This window comes from Acetobacter lovaniensis (assembly GCF_014207635.1).
Taxonomy (GTDB): Bacteria; Pseudomonadota; Alphaproteobacteria; order Acetobacterales; family Acetobacteraceae; genus Acetobacter; species Acetobacter lovaniensis.
The window spans coordinates 1-10,665 of record NZ_JACHIE010000031.1; the positions used below are offsets into that span (position 1 = coordinate 1).

Consider the following 10,665-nt stretch of genomic DNA (forward strand, 5'->3'; position numbering starts at 1 on the left):
ATCAGCACTCTCTCAACCGCGGGGTGGAGCAGCCCGGTAGCTCGTCAGGCTCATAACCTGAAGGCCGCAGGTTCAAATCCTGCCCCCGCAACCATGAATCCCGTTTAATATCAAATACTTAGGCCGCCTCATGGGCGGCCTTTTGCGTTTCTGCTCCGCGCGCAGGATGCGTATAGGATGCAAATGGGAGTGAAACTCCAGCGTAGATAGGACTGAAATCGGGGCGTTTCACGATGGCGTGATCTTTGTCGGCAGCCTTATCGATCAGTGGAAATTACGCGATCTGACGACGATGCGCTCACCGGCGGAATCGCTGTCATGGGTGCTCTCAGCAGAGGAGCGATTACCGATGTCTGCGAGCAACCCGGAAAGGTCGGTGATCTCTTTTGCTACCAGATGCACGACGTCACCTTCCTTCTGGAGCATGCCCGTCACCGCCAGCATCTGCCCACCAAGCACCACGCGCCGGTTTGCATCGAACATATCCGGCCAGATGATGACGTTCATGTTGGCTGTCTCGTCCTCCAGCGTCATGAACACCACGCCTTCGGCAGACCCTGGTCGCTGCCGAACCAGCACCAGCCCTGCCACGGTGAGACGCTTCCCATCCTTTGCCGCCAGCGCCTGCCGACAGGTGACGATGTCCCGTTCTCGCAGATCCCTGCGAAGAAATGCGAGGGGATGGTCCCGCAGGGTCAGGCCAAGCCGGTTATAGTCCCGCACTACCTCGGCGCCATCCCGCATGGGCTGCAGCAACACATCCGGCTCCTCCGCTTCACGCGTTACTTCCGCAGCCGCAAACAGGGGCAGGGGTTCATCGCGCAGAGCTTTGATCGCCCAGAGCGCCTCGCGCCGTGTCAGCCCGAGCGAAGGGCGGAACGCGTCCGCTTCGGCCAGATGGGTCAGGGCTGCCGCTTTGACACCCGCCCGACGCCACAGATCATCGACCGACGTAAACGGGCGTGAGGCCCGTGTGGCAACAATGCGGGCGGCATCGTCATTGGCCAGTCCCTTCACCAGACTCATGCCCAGCCGCACGGCGAACACCCCGTCAGGTCTTTCCGGTCCTTCAAGTGTGCTGTCCCAGCGTGAGGCGTTGACGCAAACGGGCCGGATTTCCACACCATGTTCCTGCGCATCACGGACCAGCTGCGCCGGTGCATAAAATCCCATCGGCTGGGAATTCAGAAGCGAGGCCAGAAACACGTCCGGATGGATGCATTTCATCCAGGACGACGAATAGGCAAGGATGGCGAAACTGGCCGCATGGCTTTCTGGAAATCCGTAGGAGCCAAAACCTTCGAGCTGCTGATAGATCCGTTCTGCAAAATCCTCATCATAACCGTTGTCGCGCATGCCTTCGATGAGACGTGTCTGGAATTGGGAGACAGTGCCCGTATTCTTGAACGTCGCCATGGCCCGGCGCAATTGATCGGCCTCGGCGGCGGTAAACCCGGCGCAGATCATGGCCATCTGCATCGCCTGTTCCTGAAACAGCGGGATGCCAAGTGTTTTACTCAGAACCGCTTCCAGTTCAGGTGTCGGATAGTCTTCGGGCTCAAGGCCCTCACGGCGACGCAGATAGGGATGCACCATATCGCCCTGAATTGGTCCGGGCCTTACGATCGCCACTTCAATGACGAGGTCATAAAAGACGCGCGGTTTGAGCCGTGGCAGCATGGACATCTGTGCCCGGCTCTCGATCTGGAACACGCCGATCGTATCAGCCTTGCGGATCATGGCGTAGGTGCGTGGATCTTCGGTCGGGAGGGTCTGGAGCGTGAAATGCTGGCCCTTGTGGTCCGCCAGCAGGTCCAGTCCCTTTTTCATGCAGGTCAGCATGCCGAGCGCCAGAATATCGACCTTCATGAATTTCAGGACGTCGATATCGTCCTTGTCCCATTCAATGATCTGGCGGGCCTCCATGGAGGCCGGTTCGATGGGCACCAGTTCATCCAGCCGGTCATGCGTCAGCACAAATCCTCCGGGGTGCTGTGACAGATGGCGGGGTACGCCGATCAGGCAGCGAGCCAGATCCAGCGTCAGGCGAACACGTCGGTCTGACAGATCAATGCCGCTGTCATGCAGGGCGTCATCGTCCAGCTTACGCCCCCAGCCGTGAATCTGGCCCGAGAGTGTGCGGATGAGATCTTCCGGCAACCCCATGACCTTGCCGACATCGTGCAAGGCCCCCTTGGCGCGATAGCGGATGACCACGGCCGTCAGGGCCGCCCGGTCGCGACCGTAATGCTCATAGACCCACTGGATGACCTGTTCACGTCGCGCATGCTCGAAATCCACATCAATGTCCGGCGGTTCGCCGCGTTCCTCGGAGACGAAGCGCTCGAACAGCAGCGAGTTGCGGGCCGGATCGATGGCGGTGATGCCGAGCACATAACAGACCGCAGAATTGGCAGCCGAGCCGCGTCCCTGACAGAGAATATCCTGACTGCGTGCATAGCGGACGATGCTGTTAACCGTCAGGAAATACGGTGCGTAGTTCATCCGCCCGATCAGGCCGAGTTCATGGCGGAGCGTTTCCGCCACGTCATCCGGTACGCCATCCGGATAGACGGAACGGGTACTCTCCCATGTCAGAGCCTCCAGCGCCTGTTGGGGCGTCTGACCGGGCACGGACACTTCATCGGGATACTGGTAGGCCAGATCATCAAGTGAGAACTGGCAGCGCTCGACAATCTCCATGGTGCGGGCAACCGCTTCAGGGTAACGGCTGAACAGCCGGGTCATTTCCTCCGGTGGCTTGAGATAACGGTCGGCATGACGTTCGCGGACGAACCCGGCTTCGTCGATGGTCGTGTTGTGCCGGATGCAGGTGACGACATCCTGCAGGATACGCCGGTCATGGGTGTGGAACAGCACGTCATTGGTCACGACGGTTGGCACACGTGCCTGATGCGCCAGATTGGCAAGCTCATACAATCGCATCTGGTCATTGGGACGGCGTAGCAGGGTGAGCGCCATGTAAGCCCTGTCGGCAAAGACGTCCTTCAGCTTGCGCAGATGCAGCGCGCAGGCCTCCTCCGCCGTGTCCGGGATCATGACGACAATCAGGCCTTCACCCCAGGCGACCAGATCCTCCCGGAGCAGATGGCATTTCCCTTTGCCTGCACGAGCCTTGCCTATGGTGAGCAGACGGGAGAGACGGCCATAGGCAGCCCGGTCCATTGGGTAGACCAGCACAGGCGGGAAATCGGCCAGATCAAGCCGACATCCCACAACAAGGCGGAGCCCGACCTCTTTTGCCGCGACATGGGCCTGCACCATGCCCGCCAGAGAATTGCGGTCACAGATACCCAGTGCCTCGATGCCAAGGGCCTTTGCCTGCGCAAACAGTTCGATCGGGGAAGACGCCCCGCGCAAAAACGAGAAATAGGTCGTCACCTGCAGTTCGGCATAGCACGGTGCCGAGATGCTCATCCGAAGATCCCGTGCAGAAACCAGCCCTGCGAGCCGGTCTCGCCGTGCTCACCATCACCTGCCCGGTAGAGCCAGAACCGCTCGCCGCTCGTGTCCTCCACCCGGAAGTAATCGCGGGCGATGGTCAGCTCGGCGTCATTCTTCCACCACTCGCCAAAGACCCGCTCAGGCCCGTCAGCGCATTTCACTTTCCGTCGCACGCCCCGCCAGATGAAGAACAGCGGCGGCTGGTCCGGCAGTTCCGCCATGGCCTGCACCGGTTCCGGTCGTGCCAGCAGGCGTGTCGGACGCGGCCAGTGCTCCGGCCAGTCCTTTGTTTCCTCGGGGGCCATTGCCGATACCCGGCAGAAGGAGCGTTCGGGCAGATCACTTTCCACGGGGGCAAAACGATACAGCGCCTGCGTGCCGACACGGTTGGCCAGCGTGTCGATCAGATCGGACACATCGGCCTCTTCCTCGGCAATTAGGGACGAGACGGTCTGCCGCCGATCCATGGGTTCCGCCAGTGAGGCGATCAGTACCATACGCTCAATGCCGAAACCCGGATTGATTGTTTCGATTTTCTCGCACAGCAGTCGGGTCAGACGCTTCACATCGCGTACCGGCATGGCGGTCGCCACGCGGATCGCCTCGGTGCGGCTGTCCACCCGATGCAGCCGCAGGTCGAGGCGGCGCACGCCCTGTCCACGTTCGTCCAGTCCCTGGCAGAGTAGTGGCACCAGTTTGCCGATATAGCGGGCGATGGTCTCGGCGGCCCCGATCGGCTCGGCAAAATTGCGGCTGACCTCGACCGGATTAACCGGGCGGACAGGCACGATGGCTTCACCAATACGCCCGAACGCCTGATCCAGCCTGCGGGCGATGTCGGGGCCAAACCGCAAGGCCAGCGGTGCGCGGGGCATGGCAGCCAGTGGCCCGATACGGGAGACCCCCAGCGTGGCCAGACCCTCAATGATAGGGGAGGGCAGGCGAAGTGCTTCAAGGGGAAGATCGGCCAATACAGAGGCGGTGTTACCCGGTGGCATGACGGCAATCGGTGCCCGGCCATAGCGGGCCAGTGCGTGGGCAGCGCCCCAGGTGTCCGCCACCACGGCCTTTGCCCGGAACCCGGCTCCCGCCATGCGATGCACCATATCCTTGAGCATGGGAAGTTCGCCACCATGCAGGTGATCCGCCCCCGTCGTGTCCAGAACCAGTCCGTCTGGTGCATCGACCGCTACAATGGGCGCGATCCGGTGCTGAAACCACAGGGCAAGTTTTTCCAGTCCGAGCCGGTCGCCTTCGGGATCAGCGTCCATCAGCACCAGATCGGGATACAGCGCCTGAGCCTTGGCGACCGGCGTGCCGGGACGCAGCCCCAGCTTCCGGGCGGCGAGATCGACCGACAGGACAACCCGGCGTCGTCCTTCCCGTCCGGCCAGCGCCAGCGGCGTCTCAGGCGCGGGTGCGTCTTTCCCCAACCGCTTCCTGATCCGGTCTGTCGGCCAGAGCGGCAGGTAAAGAGAAACGATCCGCGACCGGGATATAGGGGGCGAGCCTTCCTTTGGCATCACAGGCCTCCACTTCAAAATCGGCACATTCGCCCGCACGGGCACGGATCAGTTCCAGCAGCCAGCGTGGGCGGCCCACTCCGGGCACCGGCAACGGTAAGGAAGGCAGGACGGACACCCGCCATCGGGTCACACTGGCAGTCGGCTGGCCGAAGTCCGCCGCATCCGTCTGTCGTCGCCAGCGGCGGATGGCGATGCCAAGCGAACCAGACGTCTCGGCCGCCAGTTGCAGGCGACGGGAGGCGGTCATGGACAGGCGGGCGACTTCGGCGACTACGGCCCCCAGGCCGCCATGACGCAACCCTTCCTCGAAACAGGCCAGCACATCGATGTCAGAACTGGCCTCGACAAAAATGGTTCGTCGTGCCGACAGCCCCACCTGTTTGAGGGAGGGGGCGAACACGTCCTGCCGGGTGACGATCCAGAGCACCTTGCCGCGCGTGCGGGCTGCAATCCCGGCACAGAACTGACCGGCGGCCGCACTGTGCAGGGCGTCGTTGCCTCCGCCCGCCACCTCGTGCAACGCGCCTAGTGCCAGACCGCCACCGGGCAGGCGACTGTCAATCTCGCGTACACCAAAGGGCAGCACCGTGCGGCGTCGGTCGCTGTGTCCTTCGAGACGGCTGATCGCAGCCCGCAGCGTCTCCAGACCGGGTTTTTTATGGGTTTCAGCGGTCATGTCACGGCTCGACGGTCCTTGTGCAGGCAAATTTCCTGATTATATGTTCCTGATTTGTTCCAATCATGCTACGCAAGTCAATGCAAATTCGCTCCGTATCCGGCATGGTGGTGTCCAATGTTGGTTCAGTATTGTTGATGAAAGTGCGCTAAGGAATTGAATCCAGAACCTTCTCCCGCTTCAGGCAGCGACGATTATCTGTCCCGTCTGAATGAGGCCCAGCGACAGGCCGTCACGCACGGGACCGGAGTCTCGGCAGGCGGGGCGGATTCATCCCCGCTGCTGGTCATTGCGGGGGCCGGATCGGGCAAGACCAACACACTGGCCCACCGGGTGGCCCATCTGATCGCGTCGGGGGCTGATCCGCGCCGCATCCTGCTGCTGACCTTCTCCCGGCGTGCCAGTGTTGAGATGACACGGCGTGTCGAGCGCATCTGCAAAACCGTGCTGGGCGACAAGGCCGGACCTCTGGCCGACGCGCTGGCCTGGGCCGGGACGTTTCATTCCATCGGTGCGCGGCTGCTGCGGGAGTATGCCCAGCAGATCGGCATGGACCCGGCCTTCTCGATCCATGACCGCGAGGATTCTGCTGATCTGATGAATCTGATCCGCCATGATCAGGGATTTTCCAAAACCGAGAAGCGGTTTCCTGGTAAGGGCACGTGCCTTGCCATCTATTCCCGTGTGGTGAATTCCGGCGTACAGCTCTCCGATGTGTTGCTGAAGCACTATCCGTGGTGCGCGGGCTGGGAAGCCCAGTTGAAACAGCTCTTTGCAGGCTATGTCACGGCGAAGCAGGAACAGGGCGTGCTGGATTACGACGATCTGCTGCTGTGCTGGGCGCAGATGGTCAGCGATCCGGTTCTGGCGACCGATATCGGTAGCAAGTGGGATCATATGCTGGTCGACGAGTATCAGGACACCAACCGGCTGCAGGCAGATATCCTGCTGGGCATGAAGCCGGACGGGCGCGGTCTGACGGTGGTGGGCGATGACGCGCAATCGATCTATGCCTTCCGGGCGGCGACCGTGCGCAACATCCTCGATTTTCCGGCGTCCTTCGATCCCCCGGCCCGTGTGGTGACGCTGGATAGGAACTATCGTTCCACGAAACCCATTCTGGATGCGGCCAATGCCGTGATCGGCGAGGCGGCAGAGCGGTTCACCAAGGATCTGTGGACCGAACGGGCGTCGGAGGAAAAGCCACGACTGGTCACTATCTGGGATGACACGGCGCAGGCCAACTACATTGCCGATCGAGTGCTGGAAGAGCGTGAGGCCGGAACACCAATGAAGCAGCAGGCCGTGTTGTTCCGGGCTTCGCACCATAGCGGCACGCTGGAGGTGGAACTGACCCGGCGCAATATTCCGTTTGTGAAATTCGGTGGCCTGAAGTTTCTCGACAGTGCGCATGTGAAAGATATGCTGGCGCTATTGCGATTTGCCCAGAACCCGCGCGACCGCATCGCCGGCTTCCGGGTGTTGCAACTGCTGCCGGGCGTGGGGCCGGGTTCCGCCCGACGCGTGCTGGATACGATGGGCGAGAATGCCCATCCCTTCGAGGCGCTGAAGAATGTCAAAGCGCCACAGCGGAGTGTTGAGGCCTGGGCGGGTTTCGTGAACACACTCACCGCTCTTGGCAGCCATCAGGTCGGCTGGCCGGGTGAGATCGCGGCTGTGCGCTATTGGTATGAGCCGCATCTGCAGCGGCTGCATGAGGATGCCTCCACGCGGCTGGCCGATCTGGTGCAGCTTGAGCAGATCGCCGGGGGGTATCCGTCACGAGAGAAGTTCCTGACCGAACTGACGCTGGACCCGCCGGATGCCACGTCCGATCAGGCTGGCGTGCCGCTGCAGGATGAGGATTATCTGATCCTCTCGACCATTCATTCCGCCAAGGGGCAGGAATGGAAGAATGTCTTCGTGATGAACGTGGTCGATGGCTGCATTCCGTCCGATCTCGCGACGGGCGAGCAGGACGACATCGAGGAGGAACGTCGCCTGCTCTATGTGGCCATGACGCGGGCGAAGGACAGTCTCGATATCATGGTGCCGCAGCGTTTCTATGTGCATGGCCAGCACAGCCGGGGCGACCGGCATGTCTATGCCTCGCGGACGCGCTTCATTGATCGGGACATGCTGCCTTTGTTCCAGTCCGTGGCCTGGCCGGTCGTGAAACCGGAAGATCAGGCCCGGCAGGAAGCGGTGAAGTCGGTGCGGATCGATATGGCGGCCAGACTACGCGGCATGTGGTCATAAGGGAGCAGGCGGATGTGCAATCTCTATTCCATGACCTCCAACCCGCAGGCGATCCGGGAGATTGCCAAAGTCCTTGAGGATCGCACGGGGAATCTCCAGCCATTGCCCGAGATTTACCCGAACACGATGGCGCCAGTCGTGCGGAATGGCACGAACGGTCGTGAACTGGTCATGGCGCGCTGGGGCATGCCGACACCGCCCGGTTATCTCAAGGGTCATAAAGTGGATCGGGGTGTGACCAATATCCGCAATCCGACCTCGACATGGTGGAAGCGATGGGAAGGGGTGGCACATCGCTGTCTGGTGCCGCTGACAGCCTTCTCGGAGCCGGAGCGTCTGCCTGACGGGAAATCACGGCCTGTGTGGTTTGCCCGCAGCGACGGAGAGCCACTGGCCTTCTTTGCCGGGATATGGTGCCGATGGACATCCGTGCGGAAACTGGCTGATGGAGAGACGACGGATGATCTGTTCGGTTTTCTGACCACTGAGGCCAACAGGGAAGTGGGCGCGATCCACCCGAAGGCCATGCCGGTTATCCTGACGCAGTCGGATGAACTTGATGTATGGATGAACGCGCCGGCAGAAGAGGCGCTGCGATTGCAACGGCCTTTGCTAGATGGCCTGTTGGTCCGTGTTGAAGTCCTGCGCTCTTTGGAATGACGGGAATGAGACGAAAGAGGATTTACCGCTTCCGCCTACATGACAGACATCGTCCGGCTTAAAGTTTTAACCTAAAAACCGACATGAGGCGGACTAAGACGTTGCTGAGAGTGCGGCAGCGCGTCGCTCGATGGCAATACGCTTTACGGCATCAACGAGTGGGCGAGACTTGGCGCTGTCACGAACAACCGGCAATCCAGTAGCATTAAGTGCCTGACGTACTATTAGCACCGATTCATCTAAAGCCTGCTTTGCCTCAGCGGTATCAGTCAAGTATTTGATAAGAAAACTACTATAAGTGCCGATTTTTCTGTTGTTTGCGCCAGGGAACTCTTCGTTTTCAAAGCGTAGCCTAAACGCATAGAGCAGGAAGTATTTGAATGGCCGAATATCGCGCTCTTCGGTGGAAAATTTACGTAAAGCCATTTCGAAACGATAGCCCGTCAAGGCCGCGAGAAAATACGATTCTGGCTTATGGGATGGCTGAAAGACGCGCTCTTTCACAGTCTTCAACAGTGTCCCCTGATAACGACTAGCCTGATTAGGGGAATCTAGAAACATGGACGCGTAGCACTTCAGCTGGTTCCCAATGGTGACAATGCGGCTTTTTTCGACTGCCTCGTCGCTAGCGTATTGCTTTGCCCGCCGTTCGTAAAATAGCTTCGTGTCACCTGTCACCCCCTGATAAAAATCTTCTAAGTCACGTTGAAACTGCGTGAGCGCCAATAGGTCGTTTTCCTCCACATTAGTCTGCTTGTTCGTCGATTTTATAATACTTTGTGCGACATCGTCGCTCACGGTGTGAATTAGCTTAATAGGAACGAACAGATTTTCGGTTATCAGGTCTTTGTTTGCGAAGAGGACGTTGCTGGTTTGGCAACCATTCACGATTTGATAATCTTCCAACATATATTTATTTGATACGACTCTAATGTCTCGAGCGACTATGGTTATTCCATTATTGCGAATTACAAACTGATCAAAAAGCCCGTCTGTAATGGTCTTTGCTATATCTGCGTTAACAGGATTATCGCCTTGAAAGTCACGAACGTTATCAACGAACACCGATTTGAGGATGTCACCATCGCTATCGGAAAGAAGCTTGAGAAATTCCGTCGCCGGCAGAACGCCAAGGTAAGAGGCGCTCACCCCATTAATAGTTGGTAGAGTAACTAGTTTTTCGAACTTGACCTCACGCGAAATGCTAGTTTTCGTGGCACGGTAAAATGCTTGAATTTGCCGAGCACCTAATGGCTCAAAGATTACATCGGAAAATAAATTCGTATCAAGAAGCTCCTGCCTTTTACGCTTAATTGCCTCCACCAAATAATGATCATTTGTCCAGTTTCCAGTGCACACATAGTATATGCGGCATACTGGATTACTCTTTAATTTAGATGCATTTTGGAGCAGGGTCTCCTTTATTTTAATAAGCTTCTTCACGTCATCATTTACAGGCAGCTTCTGCGTCTCGGAGAAAATCTCGTTAACGAGATTATCACCCAATGTAATAATCGCTGCGCCATCAAAACTTGACGATGATTTTGCCTGAACGATAATGAACTCAGCGTCCAAGTATCCATTCATTTCAAGTATATCATCGATATAGTCAGTATCAGTGGCAAGGCGACCATTTACTTTTACAGCGAAAGCGTCGACATTAAGATCTTGGCCATCACCAACAACCACATCTGAAGTATCGAATTCTTCAGTATAATGAGCACTAATGACGCTATATGCGGCAAAATGCTCAAATTGCTTATCCGGAGGCAACTCTGTCAACGACTGGCTTTCAACGAAATCTTTTACCAGAGCTTGAGTCACCGAATCCATTGAACAATCCTCGCTAATTATCGCCTCCAAGCTATCCTGCGGTGCAAGATGATCAAGAGAATTTTGGTAAAATCAGCTTCATTCCGGGCATGTCAGACATGTCAGCTTCCGGCAAAGGGTCGCGTTAAAGCCGATATTCCGCTTCCCCCCCGTTTCGACATAAGCTCTGAACGCAACAAATTTCTTCTATCCGTCTTTTGGGAACGCCTTGATAGGCATCATAGCAGCAGAGAAACTCAAAATTAT

6 protein-coding genes and 1 tRNA gene are annotated in these 10,665 nt (G+C 58.2%); 3 read left to right on the plus strand and 4 right to left on the minus strand.

Annotation, left to right across the window (positions count from 1 at the left end):
• Nucleotides 1-17: 17 nt before the first annotated feature.
• A tRNA-Met gene (locus tag HNR55_RS16225) sits at nt 18-94 on the plus strand.
• 170 nt (nt 95-264) lie between these two features.
• Here the strand turns inward: HNR55_RS16225 and HNR55_RS16230 are convergent.
• From HNR55_RS16230 to HNR55_RS16240, 3 genes are read right to left on the minus strand one after another with little or no spacing between them, the layout of a single operon-like run.
• Entirely contained in the window at nt 265-3,438 is a 3,174-nt protein-coding gene (locus HNR55_RS16230; RefSeq protein ID WP_166117102.1) for an error-prone DNA polymerase, read from the minus strand.
• Nucleotides 3,435-4,988 (minus strand): DNA polymerase Y family protein, encoded by a 1,554-nt coding sequence (locus HNR55_RS16235; RefSeq protein ID WP_242005654.1) that lies wholly within the window; start codon nt 4,986-4,988, stop codon nt 3,435-3,437. The genes HNR55_RS16230 and HNR55_RS16235 overlap by 4 nt, the downstream gene beginning before the upstream one ends.
• Entirely contained in the window at nt 4,873-5,667 is a 795-nt protein-coding gene (locus tag HNR55_RS16240) for an ImuA family protein (protein ID WP_166117104.1), read from the minus strand. Before HNR55_RS16240 ends, HNR55_RS16235 begins: the two co-directional genes overlap by 116 nt.
• Before the next feature lie 156 nt (nt 5,668-5,823).
• Between HNR55_RS16240 and HNR55_RS16245 the strand changes: the two genes are divergently transcribed.
• Both HNR55_RS16245 and HNR55_RS16250 read left to right on the plus strand, forming a co-directional pair.
• A complete protein-coding gene (locus tag HNR55_RS16245) occupies nt 5,824-7,926 on the plus strand; it encodes an ATP-dependent helicase (RefSeq protein ID WP_166117106.1) in 2,103 nt (700 codons plus the stop codon).
• Between the two features lie 12 nt (nt 7,927-7,938).
• Nucleotides 7,939-8,586, plus strand: a complete 648-nt coding sequence (locus HNR55_RS16250) for an SOS response-associated peptidase (RefSeq protein ID WP_166117107.1) — start codon at nt 7,939-7,941, stop codon at nt 8,584-8,586.
• 93 nt (nt 8,587-8,679) lie between these two features.
• Here HNR55_RS16250 and HNR55_RS16255 read toward each other — a convergent pair whose 3' ends face one another.
• A complete protein-coding gene (locus HNR55_RS16255) occupies nt 8,680-10,419 on the minus strand; it encodes an AIPR family protein (protein WP_166117109.1) in 1,740 nt (579 codons plus the stop codon).
• Nucleotides 10,420-10,665: the final 246 nt, after the last annotated feature.

Coding starts and splice junctions, on each gene's coding strand:
- HNR55_RS16235 (WP_242005654.1), bottom strand. CDS start 4,988: ATGCCAAAGGAAGGCTCGCCCCCTATATCCCGGTCGCGGATCGTTTCT.
- HNR55_RS16250 (WP_166117107.1), top strand. CDS start 7,939: ATGTGCAATCTCTATTCCATGACCTCCAACCCGCAGGCGATCCGGGAG.
- HNR55_RS16230 (WP_166117102.1), bottom strand. CDS start 3,438: ATGAGCATCTCGGCACCGTGCTATGCCGAACTGCAGGTGACGACCTAT.
- HNR55_RS16240 (WP_166117104.1), bottom strand. CDS start 5,667: ATGACCGCTGAAACCCATAAAAAACCCGGTCTGGAGACGCTGCGGGCT.
- HNR55_RS16255 (WP_166117109.1), bottom strand. CDS start 10,419: ATGGATTCGGTGACTCAAGCTCTGGTAAAAGATTTCGTTGAAAGCCAG.